This is a genomic window from Pseudomonas sp. S34, assembly GCF_009866745.1.
In the GTDB taxonomy this organism is placed as follows: Bacteria; Pseudomonadota; Gammaproteobacteria; order Pseudomonadales; family Pseudomonadaceae; genus Aquipseudomonas; species Aquipseudomonas jessenii.
Window position 1 is genome coordinate 4,853,266 of sequence record NZ_CP019398.1, and the last position, 15,374, is coordinate 4,868,639.

11 protein-coding genes are annotated in these 15,374 nt (G+C 59.0%); 5 read left to right on the plus strand and 6 right to left on the minus strand.

Going from position 1 to position 15,374, the window contains the following annotated elements; genetic code table 11:
- Positions 1-31: 31 nt before the first annotated feature.
- The 4 genes from PspS34_RS21615 to acs form a co-directional block, all read right to left on the minus strand.
- A complete protein-coding gene (locus PspS34_RS21615; RefSeq protein WP_056724135.1) occupies positions 32-730 on the minus strand; it encodes an ABC transporter permease in 699 nt (232 codons plus the stop codon).
- On the minus strand, positions 727-1,416 hold the full coding sequence (locus PspS34_RS21620) for an ABC transporter permease (RefSeq protein ID WP_015096506.1): 690 nt from the start codon (positions 1,414-1,416) through the stop codon (positions 727-729). Before PspS34_RS21620 ends, PspS34_RS21615 begins: the two co-directional genes overlap by 4 nt.
- A gap of 91 nt (positions 1,417-1,507) precedes the next feature.
- The gene (locus tag PspS34_RS21625) at positions 1,508-2,284 is read right to left on the minus strand and encodes an ABC transporter substrate-binding protein (RefSeq protein ID WP_056724133.1); all 777 of its coding nucleotides are present in this window, start codon (positions 2,282-2,284) and stop codon (positions 1,508-1,510) included.
- A gap of 702 nt (positions 2,285-2,986) precedes the next feature.
- Complete coding sequence (gene acs, locus PspS34_RS21630) at positions 2,987-4,942, minus strand: acetate--CoA ligase (protein ID WP_154860380.1); 1,956 nt, start codon at positions 4,940-4,942, stop codon at positions 2,987-2,989.
- A 468-nt stretch (positions 4,943-5,410) separates the two neighbouring features.
- On the opposite strand from acs, the gene PspS34_RS21635 reads away from it, so the two are divergent.
- From PspS34_RS21635 to PspS34_RS21655, 5 genes are all read left to right on the plus strand, one after another.
- A complete protein-coding gene (locus PspS34_RS21635) occupies positions 5,411-5,674 on the plus strand; it encodes a DUF2790 domain-containing protein (RefSeq protein ID WP_057713604.1) in 264 nt (87 codons plus the stop codon).
- Between the two features lie 189 nt (positions 5,675-5,863).
- The gene (locus PspS34_RS21640; protein WP_154860381.1) at positions 5,864-6,217 is read left to right on the plus strand and encodes a hypothetical protein; all 354 of its coding nucleotides are present in this window, start codon (positions 5,864-5,866) and stop codon (positions 6,215-6,217) included.
- A 527-nt stretch (positions 6,218-6,744) separates the two neighbouring features.
- Positions 6,745-7,992 (plus strand): ribonucleotide-diphosphate reductase subunit beta, encoded by a 1,248-nt coding sequence (locus PspS34_RS21645; protein ID WP_007978181.1) that lies wholly within the window; start codon positions 6,745-6,747, stop codon positions 7,990-7,992.
- A 407-nt stretch (positions 7,993-8,399) separates the two neighbouring features.
- Positions 8,400-8,933: a Bro-N domain-containing protein gene (locus tag PspS34_RS21650; RefSeq protein ID WP_154860542.1), complete on the plus strand. Its 534-nt coding sequence runs from the start codon at positions 8,400-8,402 to the stop codon at positions 8,931-8,933.
- A 116-nt stretch (positions 8,934-9,049) separates the two neighbouring features.
- Positions 9,050-9,748: an HNH endonuclease gene (locus PspS34_RS21655; protein ID WP_154860382.1), complete on the plus strand. Its 699-nt coding sequence runs from the start codon at positions 9,050-9,052 to the stop codon at positions 9,746-9,748.
- Positions 9,749-9,922: 174 nt separating this feature from the next.
- On the opposite strand, the gene PspS34_RS21660 is transcribed toward PspS34_RS21655, so the two are convergent.
- Both PspS34_RS21660 and PspS34_RS21665 read right to left on the minus strand, forming a co-directional pair.
- Complete coding sequence (locus tag PspS34_RS21660; protein ID WP_154860383.1) at positions 9,923-13,426, minus strand: alkaline phosphatase family protein; 3,504 nt, start codon at positions 13,424-13,426, stop codon at positions 9,923-9,925.
- Positions 13,427-13,470: 44 nt separating this feature from the next.
- The gene (locus PspS34_RS21665) at positions 13,471-15,261 is read right to left on the minus strand and encodes a SulP family inorganic anion transporter (RefSeq protein WP_154860384.1); all 1,791 of its coding nucleotides are present in this window, start codon (positions 15,259-15,261) and stop codon (positions 13,471-13,473) included.
- Positions 15,262-15,374: the final 113 nt, after the last annotated feature.

Consider the following 15,374-nt stretch of genomic DNA (forward strand, 5'->3'; position numbering starts at 1 on the left):
CGGTTCTCACAAAAACAGTCAGTCAGTGATATCAGTGCTTGCGCGGGGCCAGGTAGCCCAGCCAGCGGCGCTCGGCCATCTTGAACAGCTTCACCAGGATGAAGGTCAGGCACAGGTAGAACACGCCAGCGGTGATGTACGCCTCGAACGGCAGGTAGAACTGGGCGTTGACCGTGCGCGCGGCACCGGTGATGTCGATCAGGGTCACGATGGACGCCAGACTGGTGGTCTGCAGCATCATGATCACTTCGTTGCTGTACTGCGGCAGCGCGCGACGCAGGGCCGACGGCAGCAGGATGCGCTTGTACATCTTGACCCGCGACATGCCCATGGCCTTGGCCGCTTCGATCTCGCCGTTCGGCGTGGCGCGCAGGCTGCCGGCAATGATTTCGGCGGTGTAGGCGCTGGTGTTGATCGCGAAGGCCAGGCACGCACAGAACGTTGCGCTGGACAGCCACGGCCAGAGGAAACTTTCCCGCACCGCTTCGAACTGCGCCAGACCGTAGTAGATCAAGAACAGCTGCACCAGCATCGGCGTGCCGCGAATCACGTAGGTGTAGAGCCAGGCCGACATGTTGACGACCGAGTTCTTCGAGACGCGCATCAGGCCCAGCGGCAAGGCGCACAGCAAGCCGAAGAACAGCGACAGCGCGAGCAGTTTGAGGGTGGTCACCAGGCCGCCAAGGTACAGCGGCATGGCCTCCCAAATGACGTTGTAGTCGAAGATCATAGATCAGCCGCCCTTACGCCTACCGAGTAGCGCTTCTCAAGGTGACGCAATGCCAGCAACGACACACTGGTGATCACCAGGTACATCGCGGCTACTGCGAGGAAGAAGGTGAAAGGCTCGCGGGTGGCATCGGCCGCCTGCTTGGCCTTGAACATCATGTCTTGCAGACCCACCACCGAAATCAGCGCGGTAGCCTTGGTCAATACCAGCCAGTTGTTGGTGAACCCCGGAATCGCCAGGCGAATCATCTGTGGCACCAGCACCCGGAAGAACACCTGAAAACTGCTCATGCCATAGGCCATGCCGGCTTCGGCCTGACCCTTGGGGATCGCCATGAAGGCGCCACGGAAGGTTTCCGACAGGTACGCACCGAAGATGAAGCCCAGGGTGCCGATACCGGCCGCCAACGGGTTCAGGTCGATGTACTCGTCAAAGCCGAGCAGCGGTGCGACGCGGTTGAGCAGATCCTGGCCGCCGTAGAAAATCAGCAGGATCAGCACCAGGTCGGGAATACCGCGGATCACCGTGGAATACAGGTCGCCCAGCCAGGCCAGCCAGCGCACCGGCGACAGACGCAGTGCCACGCCGATCAAGCCCAGAACGATGGCCATGGCCATGGACGACAAGGCGAGCTGAAGCGTCAGCCAAGCGCCATCGAGGATGACAGCCCCGTAGCCTTTCAACATGATTCAGGTCCTCGAAAGTTGGGATGAAAAAATGGCGCAAACCTCAGAGATCCTGTTGCTTGCGCCATTTCGGACTTGTCGCTGGGACGTATTACTTGCCGTAGATATCGAAGGCGAAGTACTTGTCCTGGATTTGCTTGTACTTGCCGTTCGCGCGAATGGCTGCGATGGCGTTGTTGAGCTTGTCCAGATCTTCCTTGTCGCCCTTGCGCACCGCGATGCCTACGCCGTCGCCGAAGTATTTGACGTCGGTGAACGCAGGGCCGACGAAGGCGAAACCTTTACCGGCATCGGTTTTCAGGAAGCCGTCATCCAAAAGCGTAGCGTCTGCCACGGTGCCGTCGAGGCGGCCGGCGGCCACGTCGAGGTAAATTTCGTTCTGCGAACCGTAAGGCTTGATCTCGGCACCCAGCGGGGCCAGGACTTCGCGGGCGAAACGCTCGTGGATCGAACCACGCTGCACGCCGATGTTCTTGCCCTTGAGCTCGGTCAGGCCTTCGCTGACCTGAGTGCCGGCCTTCATGACCAGGCGAGCCGGGGTGTTGTAGTACTTGTTGGTGAAGTCCACGGACTTCTTGCGATCTTCAGTGATCGACATGGACGACAGGATCGCGTCGATCTTGCGCACTTTAAGCGCAGGGATCAGGCCGTCGAACTCTTGCTCGACCCACACGCACTTGACCTTCATTTCTTCGCACAGCGCGTTGCCGATGTCGTAGTCGAAACCCACGATGCTGCCGTCCGGCGCTTTCGACGCGAACGGAGGGTAAGCCGCCTCGATACCGATTTTCAGAGGTTTTTCATCGGCGAAGGTTGGCAAGGACAGCACGGACAGTGCCAGGGCGCCAAGCAGCACGAGTTTCTTCATCTTGGGACTCCATCGGTAAAGGGCAAAAACGGCAGAGTGAGCAACAGCCCAATATGCGAATGAGTGGAACCAGAAAGCAGTGCTGCGTCCTGGGAAGCGGGTGTTGAAATTCAACACGAGCAACGACGAGCGAGTGATCGGCATTCTAACGACAGGCCCGAGGCCGATATTTCTTCAATGCGACAACTAATTACAGAAGCACCGAGAAAGCCGTTTTAGCACGTTGACAGCCCTGCAAAATCATGCAAGAGCAAAAGATAGTGAACCGATCTATGTTGCAAATTGCGGGCCTATTATTGGCAAACCCTTCTAATCCGGCAAGCGCAGTGTAGCGGCTTATTTTTTTGAGGCGCATTTCAGGGCCGGATTTAAGCACTGGCGTTTCCCAATGCCCCGTATTGGCGCGATGCGGTTACACATTCAGTAACCTGAAATAACACAGGTAACAGTAGGAATTGTCCTGCGGCCGAAGCCGATATTTATTGGCCGTTGTTTATTTGGTGTCAGGCAGACCGCCTTCGCGAGCAAGCCCGCTCCCACAGAGGGGGCTTTAGTGGATGCAAATTTGGTGGTCGACACAGAACCATTGTGGGAGCGGGCTTGCTCGCGAAGGCGGCCTGCCTGACACCACAAAAACCCCAGACAAGAAAAAGCCCTGCCAGGCAAAACCAGGCAGGGCTGTGGATGACTCAGAACCGCCGCTTACGCGACATTCATGGTCTTGTGGGTATCAATCAAATGCTGCACCACACTCGGATCAGCCAGGGTGGAGATATCGCCCAACCCCTCATACTCAGCCGTCGCAATCTTGCGCAGAATCCGCCGCATGATCTTGCCCGAACGAGTCTTCGGCAGCCCCGGCGCCCACTGGATCACATCCGGTGAAGCAATCGGGCCGATCTCCTTGCGCACCCAGTTTTTCAGCTCCAGGCGCAGCTGCTCGTTCGGCTCTTCACCGTTCTTAAGGGTGACATAGACATAAATGCCCTGCCCCTTGATGTCGTGCGGCACACCGACCACCGCCGCTTCGGCGACTTTCGGGTGCGCAACCATCGCGCTTTCGATCTCGGCGGTGCCCATGCGGTGGCCGGACACGTTGAGCACGTCGTCCACGCGACCGGTGATCCAGTAGTAACCATCGGCATCGCGACGGGCGCCGTCACCGGTGAAATACATGCCACGGAAGGTCTTGAAGTAGGTGTCGACGAAGCGGTCATGGTCGCCAAACAGCGTACGCGCCTGGCCTGGCCACGAATCGAGAATCACCAGGTTGCCCTCGGCCTCGCCTTCGACGATGTTGCCCAGGTTGTCCACCAGGGCCGGTACCACGCCGAAGAACGGACGCGCCGCAGAGCCTGGCTTGAGCGCATGAGCGCCCGGCAGCGGGCTCATCATGTTGCCGCCGGTTTCGGTCTGCCACCAGGTGTCGACGATCGGGCAACGGGACTTGCCGACATTCTTGTAGTACCAGTCCCAGGCTTCCGGGTTGATCGGCTCGCCCACCGAACCCAACAGGCGCAGGCTGCTGCCATCGGCGCCTTCAACGGCGGCAGTGCCCGAGGCCATCATGGCGCGGATCGCGGTCGGTGCGGTGTAGAGGATGTTGACCTTGTGCTTGTCGACGATCTTCGCCACCCGGGTGATGTCCGGGTAGTTCGGCACGCCTTCGAACAGCAGCGTGGTCGCGCCATTGGCCAGCGGGCCGTAGACGATATAGCTGTGGCCGGTGACCCAGCCGACGTCGGCGGTGCACCAGTAGATTTCACCCGGGCGGTAGTCGAACACGCGCTCGTGGGTCATGGCCGCGTACAGCAAGTAGCCGCCGGTGGTGTGCTGCACGCCCTTCGGCTTGCCAGTGGAGCCGGAGGTGTAAAGGATGAACAGCGCTTCTTCGGCGCCCATTTCTTTCGGCGCACACACGGTGCCGGCCACTTTCATCAGGTCCTCGAACCAGATGTCGCGATGCTGGTTCCACTTGATGTCGCCACCGGTGCGCTTGCACACGATGACTTTCTGGATGCTGCTGGTTTCCGGGTTGGTCAGCGCGTCGTCGACGTTGGCCTTGAGCGGGATCTTCTTGCCGGCACGAATGCCTTCGTCGGCGGTGATCACCACTTTGGATTTGCAGTCGATGATGCGACCGGCCAGGGCTTCGGGCGAGAAGCCGCCGAACACCACCGAGTGAATCGCGCCGATCCGGGTACAGGCCAGCATGGCGACCACGGCTTCGGGGATCATCGGCATATAGATAGTCACCACGTCGCCGCGGTGCACATCCTGGCCACGCAGGGCGTTAGCGAACTTGCACACTTGCTCGTGCAGTTCGCGGTAAGTGATGTTGCGGCTTTCGGCAGGGTCATCGCCCTCCCAGATGATCGCGACCTGATCGCCGCGCTCGGCCAGATGACGGTCCAGGCAGTTGTAGGAAACGTTCAGGGTACCGTCGGCGAACCATTTGATGTCGACATGGTGATCGTCGAAGGAAGTCTGCTTCACCGTGGTGAAAGGCTTGATCCAGTCGAGGCGCTTGGCTTGCTCGCGCCAGAAGCCGTCGGGGTTGACGACCGACTGCTGGTACATCGCCTTGTAGGTCGCCTCGTCGGTCAGCGTGTTAGCCAGAACCTCGGGACGAACGGGATACAGGGAAGCCGCACTCATCTTTCTTACCTCGGTGGAATAGTTGTTTTTGTATGACCCTGTTTTAGCCGGGCCGGGGCTATAGAACCATTCGACGATGGTAGTAACAAGTCCCTACAAAATGTCGTGAATACCCCTACTCCGCCCACAGTTCCCTGTAGGAGCGAGCCCTGCTCGCGATGGTCGTCAACGATAACGCGCCTAGCCTGACACCCCGCGGAGCCCTCAGGTTCATCGCGAGCAAGCTCGCTCCTACAAAAGAAGAGGTTATTCAGGGATTGTTACAGGATCTGTCAAAAGTGTTTATCAAAACCACGCCTATATGGACGAAGCGTCGACGCCTAAAATCAGCCACGCCAACAAGGCAACCTGATTAACCAAGTTGCAGCCCCCACGAAGGCAGTTAATCAAACCCCTGACACCGAAGCTCCACACGCAATCCCAAAAAGATTGCGTGCCCCCTTTCGACCTCTAAAAGGTAAATTTCAAATGAAAGCTTTATTGGTTCTGGCCCTCAGCAGTCTGTGCGCAACCGCCATGGCAAACGAGGTCCCGACTGATGTCGCACAGCAACAACCAGCAATAGAGGAATACACCTACTCCACCCACCTGGACATCGCCAAAGTGATCTCCATGAGCGAAGCCCCGAACGTGTGTGAAGTTGTGCCGATGAAAATGGAATACGAAGACTCTCACGGCCAACGACATATCCTGCGCTACAGCATGATGGGCAATGGATGCTCCAACGGCTGATCCCCTACTTCACCCCTCCCCCAAAAGGTTCGACCCACCCGCCGCAATCAGGCAGATGAAGCGCCGAACCCTAATGATCGATTAATTCGATTATTTTAAGCATTTATTTGCGCTTTTTAATCGAAATAGCAGGCGTAGAATCAACTGCAACCCAAGACAAACAACACCCACGAATCTGGAGCAACAACCATGAAAACCCAACTGATCCTCGCCCTGACCCTCTCCGTCCTGGCAGCCAACACCTTCGCCGCCGATGGTTACGACCGCACCGGCTCTGCCGTTTACACCAGTGAAGCCGCTGTCGCTTCCGACGGTTCCGACCACACCGGCGCCGCCCGCCTCGCTGCCGATGGTGCCGATCACGTTGGCGCAGGCAAATTGGCTTCCGACGGCTCTGACCACACCGGTGCCGCCCGCCTCGCCGCCGATGGTGCCGATCACGTCGGTGCAGGCAAACTGGCCTCCGATGGCTCCGACCACACCGGCGCAGCCCGTCTAGCCGCCGATGGTGCCGATCACGTCGGTGCCGCTCGCCTGAGCTGATCCGCCAGCGTGACTTCACAGCCCGACTTCGGTCGGGCTTAGTTGTGTCTGGAGCCTGAGAAACACCCACCGAAACACAAGATGTAGTGAAAAAAGCCTTTTTTGTTCATTTCTTGAACAAAAATAATCCGGGGCAAAAAATTAAGAAAAAAAATCTTCCCCCGCCAACATCGTTCAAAGCCCTGTAAACCCTCACTCCGACCGAAAAACGGCCCCCGTCGACCGTTCCGTGAGCCATTTCGCCGCACCACAGCACGCAAAACTTCCCTATAATGCGGCCTTAAACGGGCCTGCAATATTCCCTTACAGGGACGAAAAGCCAGTCTGAAGCCCCGCACAAGCGATCAACGCTTGCTGCGCCCATCAGTGGCTCTCGGAACCCCGTACAAAATTCTGTTTGATGCCTGCGTATAGCTGCCGCAAAAAACGATTCCTTTAGATCCAACGCGGCCAGTAAGGCCGTGTGAAAAACCGACCTATCCAATTTCACACGGGCACACTGGCCCTCACGCAGGAGACGACACGTCATGCTGAGCTGGGACGAATTCGACAAAGAAGACACGGAAGTAGCAGTCAAGAGCGCCAACGCTGGCCACGCCACCGAAGCCAACATGGACCGTCTCGACAGCGCCGGCGGTGCCGCCGCCCTGGAAGCCCGTGCCGTGACCGCCGCTGACTCCGCCGCCGTTGCCCGCGCCAAAGCTGCCCTGGATTCCCTCGACGTCGCCGAAGGCCTCGCCGAACTCGAAGGCGCCTCCGCCCGTGTCGCCGTTGACGAAAAGCGCATGATCAACTGCCGCGCCGACCTCAACCAACTCGTACCCTTCAAGTACGACTGGGCCTGGCAGAAGTACCTGGACGGCTGCGCAAACCACTGGATGCCGCAAGAAGTCAACATGACCGCCGACATCGCCCTCTGGAAAAACCCGGAAGGCCTGACCGACGACGAGCGCCGCATCGTGATGCGCAACCTCGGCTTCTTCTCCACCGCCGACTCCCTGGTTGCCAACAACCTGGTCCTGGCCGTGTACCGCCTGATCACCAACCCGGAATGCCGCCAGTACATCCTGCGCCAGGCCTTCGAAGAGGCGATCCACACCCACGCCTACCAGTACTGCATCGAATCGCTGGCCATGGATGAAGGCGAAATCTTCAACATGTACCACGAGATCCCATCGGTCGCGAAAAAAGCCACCTGGGGCCTGAAATACACCCGCTCGATCTCCGATCCGAAGTTCGAAACCGGCACCGTCGAAACCGACAAGGAGCTGCTGCGCAACCTGATCGCCTACTACTGCGTTCTGGAAGGCATCTTCTTCTACTGCGGCTTCACCCAGATCCTCTCCATGGGCCGCCGCAACAAAATGACCGGCGTCGCCGAGCAGTTCCAGTACATCCTGCGCGACGAATCCATGCACCTGAACTTCGGCATCGACGTGATCAACCAGATCAAAATCGAAAACCCGCATTTGTGGGATGCTGAAATGAAGGAAGAAGCTTCGCAGATGATTCTGCAAGGTACTCAGCTGGAGATCGAATACGCTCGTGACACCATGCCTCGTGGGGTATTGGGCATGAACGCTGCGATGATGGAGGACTACCTGAAGTTCATCGCTAACCGTCGTCTGTCGCAGATTGGTCTGAAGGAAGAGTATCCAGGGACGACTAACCCGTTCCCATGGATGAGCGAGATCATGGACTTGAAGAAAGAGAAGAATTTCTTTGAGACTCGGGTTATTGAGTATCAGACTGGTGGGGCTTTGAGCTGGGATTGATTCCTGAGCTAGCCGCGATTTGACGACTTGAATCGACAAATCGAAAACCAAAAAGCCCCGATCTGATCGGGGCTTTTTTATGGGGTAGGAAAACTCTTACTCGCAATATCAGTAGTAGCTAAATCTCCCACATGTATTCCAGCACCGTCTGTATTGAGGGCCACTCCAAGCAGCTCTAAGCTCTATTGCAGGTGCCTAAGAAACGCCCAACGTAGAAGCAAATTTCGCCGCACAGACCGCACGCTGTTATCAGCTATAAATGCGTAATCCTGTGCCTGAAAGAAATAGCTTGTTGGGATTTCTTAGATCCTCTACGTCGGGTTCGGCCCTCATCAACTTCATACGTAGGGGTAATGGAAATGCCAGTCGACACGCACAACCGCTCTGCGGCACCTCAAAGATCACTCATATCTGATCCGTACATTTCGACAACTTTCACTCGCCACAACCTACCTCTACACGCCCTTCTCCTTGAAAACCAACCATGGTTCTGTGCCCGCGATATCGGCCGCTTGATGGGTTTCCATCTAAGTGAACGCATGGTCAACAAGCTAGACAAGGACCAGCACCGAACATTGTGGATTGAATATCACCGGCAACCGGAAAAGCAGTTGATGCTCAGTGAATCCGGCGTATATGCACTGTTGGTGTATCACTACGCGCCCGGAAATCGGTTACTGCGTGAGTGGATCACCCATCAAGTGGTGCCGGCCTTACGTGACGCGGAGCAGTCGGACAATTCGGATCGACCGATGCTGAGTTTGTTGGATTGGCCGGAGATGTCGCTGAGCCTACTGCATTGGCAGGATGAAGGGTGGATTCGATTGCGGGACATGCCCTACCTGTTGCTCGATCACACGCAACGGCGGATGCCGGTGGTTAAGCCTTGGTGGCGGAAGGTAGTGCAGGTGTTTCAGTTGTCGAAGCAATCGTTGGGTTAGGTGACGTGCTTGTAGGATCGCTTGCGAGATTCGTCTCCGTTTTGTGTAGGAATTTTCGTAGACAGTCGTAGTGGCCACTCAGTATCGTCCGAAGGTATTTAACCCTCGGCGATTGTATGGATACTGAAAAGAAGAGCGAAGATTGGAGCAAGTCGGAAATTAAGGCCGCTGTAGGGGCCTATCTCACGATGCTTGCACTTGAACTGAAAGGACAGAAATTCAATAAAGCCCAAGCGAATCGCTTGCTGCGTCAGGGTGCCTTGGCAGACCGCTCCGAAAGCTCCGTTGAGTTCCGGATGCGGAACATCTCTACCGTCCTGGAACAGTTGGGGCGCGCTCGCATCAAGGGATACAGACCAGCGGAAAATGTCGGTGCCAATGTTGAACACGGTATTCGTGAAGCACTTGCCGCTGACGACTTTGAACCATCCGCCGATGAAGAAACGCTTGAACGTCGCGCAATTGCCCTTGAACAGAAACCGCTCGATAAAGAACCGAAAGGGATCTTGAAACCCAAGCGAGCCTCTACCAGTAGCATCACTTACATTCGTGATCCTGAGGTCAGAGCCTGGGTTCGGCAGAATGCCAAGGGCATCTGCGAAGGCTGTGATCAGCCTGCTCCGTTTGAAAAGGACGACTCGCCGTTTCTTGAGGTTCACCACGTTAAACATTTGGCGCAGAAAGGTTCGGATCGGACGAGCAACGCCGTTGCGTTGTGCCCGAATTGCCATCGGCGTTGTCATCATTCGGGTGATAAAGATGCGTTCACCTTGCTGTTGTATTCGAAAGTAAAACGGCTGAAGCGTGAGAAATAGATGTCAATTGCTAGACCTCATTCCGTCAGTTGAGATTGTGGATGGCAGGGATGGCGCCATCGCGAGCAAGCTTGCTCCCACAGGGGTTCAGCGGCTGGCTTGGGAATGTCGGTGTTATCAGGGCCGCAGGATTATCCTGTGGCCCTTTTCTTTGGCTGTGATAACGCTAAAGCCTCATTTCCCCAACCCACTAATCCGCCAAGGACACACCGCCGCCCTAACCCCACTAGGCCCAACAATCTCCGGCGTCTGCCCCAACGACCTCGCGCTCAGCACACTCCCCACCCGTTCAATCAACTGATCAAACCCCAACGTCGCATCCTCCTGATGCAACTTGCGCAGTTGTTCAACCAGGGCATAGGTAAACGCGCCGTAGCTGTTCGACCCCACCTCATACTCATTGGCTTTTTCGTTCTCCCGCGCCGCGTAGAGCATCAGGGGCATGTAGGGCCCGTGGTGGCCGTAGAGTTTGGTTTGGCGCAGCAGTTGGGCTTTTTTCTCGGGGCGCAGGCCGGTGGCGGCGCCTTGGGTGGTGCGGGTGCGGGTGAGGCCGCGGGTTTTGTTGTCTTGTTCGCTGAAGTCGCGGCGGTCGGCGTCGGTGGCGTAGACGCGGCGGTCCCAGTCGCCGGCGTAGGGGTCCCAGCGCAGCATGCGGTGGCGGATGTCGCTGGGTGGGGTGATGCCGCGCACGCGGCCGTTGCCGCGAGTCATGCCACCGGCGTAGCAGCAGTCGAACAGGACGGTGAGTTTGGCGCCGTGACCGTCCGGGTCGAATGGCAGGTGGCTGTAGAACTGGCGGAACAGTTTGTCGGTGAAGTGGGTGCTTTCGTCGTCCCAGTCGAAGTCGTGGAGTACCAGGGTTTCGTCCATGCAGTCGGCTTCGCCGCTGCTGCTGTAGACCGGCAGTTGGGTGCCGTGGCCGGAGTAGAACAATACGCGCTCGTCGCCGGCACGGGCGCCTTCCACCAGCCATTCGAGGCGTTCGACGAAGTTGGCCCGGGTCGCCCGGGCGTCGTGCAGCAAGCGGATGTCGCCGGCATCGTAGCCGCTTTCCTGAAGCATGCGGCTGATCAGGTAGGTGTCGTTGATGCAGCCCTCGAGGCGTGCGCTCGGGTCGAGGTAATCGTTGATGCCGACCACCAGGGCGCGACGTTTGCGTTGGCCACTGCGGGACAGGAACGCCGGCACTTCCAGCGCTCGCGCCGCCACCACATCGCGGGCGAGTTGCGGCCACAGGCCGGTCTGGCTGGTGGGTGAGGACAAGTAGGCCTGGGCGGCATGATTGAGGTCGAGCAGGTCATCGCGCAGCTGCACGCTGAATTCGGTTTGCAGGTCGACCCGCGCTGAATCCGGCGAGGTAATAGGCCGGGTCAGCAAGCCGTCGTTGGGGTTGTGGAGGTGGAACCAGCGGCGGATGCCTCGGCCGTTGTCGCTCAGGCGCAGCACCCGCCCGCCCCACACTTCGCGCATCACCAGCGGCAGTGCGATCGGCGAGCCGAAGCTGACGAACACTCGGCCATCGATGCGCTTGAGTGCCGTACCTTTTTTTGCCACCGACCGGCGCAGGGCGTCGTAGCCGATCAGGCTGCCCAGCCCTTGGGCGAAGATGATCTGTGGATTGAATGCCTCGATCTTCGCCAACAGATGTTGAGTCAACGCCGTGCGCAACTCGGCGTCCTCGATCCATTGCACGATGGCGCCAACGGTGGTGCGCAACATCTGATTGACCGGCAGGCCCCAACTGCCGAAGTTGTCGTCGGCCTTGCCCCTGGCGTCGGCGCTCAGCATCGCCAGGCCTCGGGTGATCTGCGCGAAGTCCGGCCCCTCCTTGAGTTGCTCATCGAAGGACAGGAAGTCGATGTCCTGGTCATCGATGAGGCGACCGTTCTGTGCCAGTTGAGTACGGATCAAGGTGCGCCATTGATCCTGCCAGTTCGCATCGATGCCGCCCTGCCCCTGGCCGGCTGGCGTGAACCCGACACCCGGCAGGCACAGGACGCGCAGCCGCGTTGGCGCGACTTCCGCTCCCGGTTCTGCCAAGGCTTTGCTGGCAGGCACTGCAACGGGGCGAACAGCTTGCCCTTGGGCGGTCACCATCAAATCCTGCAAGCGTCGCAGTTTCGCCTCCAGGCTGTCGGCACTGGGCGCGGCAGGCGTGAGCGCGGCCTGAGCCGGATCAGCCAGGGCGCGGCTGCGGTTGCCGAGAAAACCGCTGACCCATTGGGCGCTGCTCTTCCAGATCTGCTCTGGATCGAGGCCGTCAAGGTAACCGGTGGCGCTGTCCACCACTTGCCGACTCTGGGTCGCCAGTTCCGACTCGATCAATGGCAACCCGACGCGACTGGGCACCACGGTGGCCGCCAGTTTTGGCGCAGCCGTTACGCCCGGTGCAGCGCGCCAGATGGCTGCATTGCCGAAGTGCTGCGCGGCGACCACCCGTGGGCCGAGTGCACTGCGCGGCAATTTGAAGTGATCGCAAAGAAACGCCAGCAGGCTGGTGTGATCGTAATGTTGGGCCTGGACATTGCCCGTCCAGGGAATCAAGCCTGGCTTGAGCCACGGCGAAGCCAGGATCGCCGGCACCCGAACGCCGAGGCGAGTGAAGGGATTTTTCCATGGGACATCGGCCGTTGAACCGGTCGCCACGCAAGTCGGCGGCACCACGTGGTCATGGAAGCCGCCATGTTCGTCGTACAGCAGCACGAACAGGGTTTTGTTCCAGACAGCGGTGTTGGCCGACAAGGCATTGAACACCTCACCGACAAACTGATCGCCGAAGCGCAAATCTTCGGGTGGATGATGCGACACATTGGGCCCGAGTTTGCCGTTGAGCAGGCCATAGCTCGGTTCGATCCAGGACAGTTCGGGGAGCCTGTTACCGGCGACGTCCGACTTGAAGTCGTCGATGCTCAGGTGCTGCAAACCACCCTTGACCAACGCTGCCAGCGGGATCGCGCCATCGGAATAAATCCGCGCGTCGTGGCCGTTGTTGCGCAGCAGCGAAAAAATACTCTCGCCGCCGAACTGTGCGATCAGGCTTTTGATGCCGGCCAGCACCGTGCCCGTGGAGGGCATCAGCAAGTGACCATTGCAACTGCCGAGCATGGCAAAAAAACGGTTCGGCCAGGTGGGGCCCGGCACCGAGGAAAACCAGCGGTCGCATACGGTGAAGTTACGCGCCAATCCGTGGATGGCCGGCAGCGTATCCTTCGCTGGCGTGGCGCCGAACGGGATGTAGTTCATCGCCCGTTGGGCCATGGATTGCGACCAGGTTTTGTACACCTTCAGGTCGCTGCGGGCCTTGTCGTAGGCGTCCTGGGCAAAACCGGCGAGCGTAGGGTTGGCCGGGCTGGTCTTGAAGGAGACGCCCAGTTGTTTTTCTACGTTGACGAATTCGTGGCCAAGGTCGAAACCCTCGCTGTTGCCCGGCGGCAGCGCCGGAGGCAGAGGGGGCGGCGGTGCCCACAGGCTATAGTTTTCCGGGAACTCCGACGCTTGAGTGATCACCGTCGAATTACCGTTGGCCAGCTTCAACGGGTTGGTGCTGGGCGCCTTGCGGTTGATACCGTCACACGCGGCATTGATGCTTGTGTAATCCCCCAGCAAATGGTCGAACGAACGATTTTCCATCATCAGCACGACGACGTGCTCAATCCCTGCGGGCCAGTTGTTCGGCATGGTTCGCTCCTTGATGTGAAGTCTCTATTTCGATCTCGCGGGTTTCACGGCAATCCGTTCCCTTCATCTTCCCGCTCCCTGTAATCCACCCGATAATTCGCCACATAACTATCCACAGCCGTCCCAATCGTAGGAAAAAACGCCGTCTCTCCCAACCGCGCAAACAACCCGAACCGCTTCAGCTTGTCCTTCACCGGATCCTTCATCTCGGCAATGCACAACTCAATACCCGCCGCATGCAAGGTGTCGTCCAGTTCGGCCAGCATGTCGGCAGACGTCACATCGACACTGGTGACGGGCTCTGCGGCGACCACCAGCCAGCGCACGGGCGTGGGCGATGCCGCCACGGCGTCCAATACTCGGTCGTTGAACAGTTCGGCGTTGGCGAAAAACAAGGGCGCATCCCAGCGAAACAGGACCAGGCCGGGGATCAGGCGTGCGTCGGGGTAGCGTTTGATGTCGTGGTAGCCCTTGACCCCATCGGCGCGGCCCAATACTGCGGAGTACGGGCGCCAGCCGTCCCAGAGGAATTCTATGACGGCAATCACGATGGCCAGGCCGATGCCCTCGATCGCGCCGAACACGGCCACGCCGACGGTGCAGACGATCGACAGCCAGCATTCCCAGCGCTGGATGCGATAGATCCGGCGCAGGTCGGTGATTTCGATCAGGCCGATGGCCGAGGCGATCACGACTGCAGCCAGGGCGCTGGACGGTAGATGTTGCAGCAGGTCCGGCGCCACCACCAGCAGCAAGGCAACCGCCAGTGCGCCGACGACGCCGGTCAGTTGGGTTTTGGCTCCGGCGGCTTCGGCCACGGGCGTACGTGACGAGCTGCTGCTGATCGGGAAGCCCTGGAAAAAACCGGCCGCCAGGTTGGCGATGCCGAGGCCCACCATTTCCTGGTTCGGGTTGACGTAGGTTCGAGTCCGCGCCGCATAGACACGGGAGAGCACGCTGGTGTCGGCGAACGAGACGAGTGCGACGGCGCAACCGCCGATCAACACAGGGACGATGTCGGCGCTGGTGATCCAGGGGATGGCAAAACCGGGCAAGCCCTGGGGGAGCGAACCGAGAACCGACACACCGGCGCGTGTCGCAAGGTCGAGTACGCCCACGGCGACTGTCGCGCCAACCACGGCGATCAGGATGCCCGGTAGTCGCGGCCACCTTTTTAGTAGCAGGATCACCGCCAGGGTGAGCCCGCCCACCGTGAAGGTGGTCCAGTTGACCTTCCCCTCCATCACCGCTGAGGCGATGGCCCCTATGTTGCTCAATGGGCCGTCGGATTCAATCGAAAAACCGAACAGCTTGGGCAACTGGCTGATCAAAACGGTCAGTGCGATGCCGTTCATGTAGCCGTAGCGGATCGGTTTTGACAGCAGTTCGGTGATGAAACCCAGGCGCGCGATACCGGCCAGGATGCACACCGCGCCTGAGACGACCGCCATCATGCCCGCCAGGGCGACGGCTCGCTGCGGTTCGCCGCCGGAGAGTGGAATGATGACGGCAAGGATGACGGCCACCAGGGAGGAATCCGGCCCCATCACCAGAATTCGGCTGGGGCCGAACAAGGCATAGAACAGCAGCGGAACGATGGTCGCGTAGAGGCCATAAATGCCGGGCACGCCTGAAGCGACCGCATAGGCGATACCGACGGGCACCAGCATCGTGGTCAGCACCAGGCCGGCCACGATGTCGTAACGCAACCATGCCGATTGGTATTCGCGCAGCATGCCCAAGCCCGGTAGCCAGCGGCGCCAACCGCTCTGTTCATCCCGACGTGCTATCCGGCCCTGCTCCGGGAGGGGCGGCGAAGCATCTGAATGGCTCATGAAACCGCTCTCTTTGATGGACTGTGCAGACCCGGCGATATTGAAGTGATCTCAGTGTAGCTATTGCTTCGAATGCGCCATCACTGGAAGCTGTTCATCTAAAGGATTTGGAA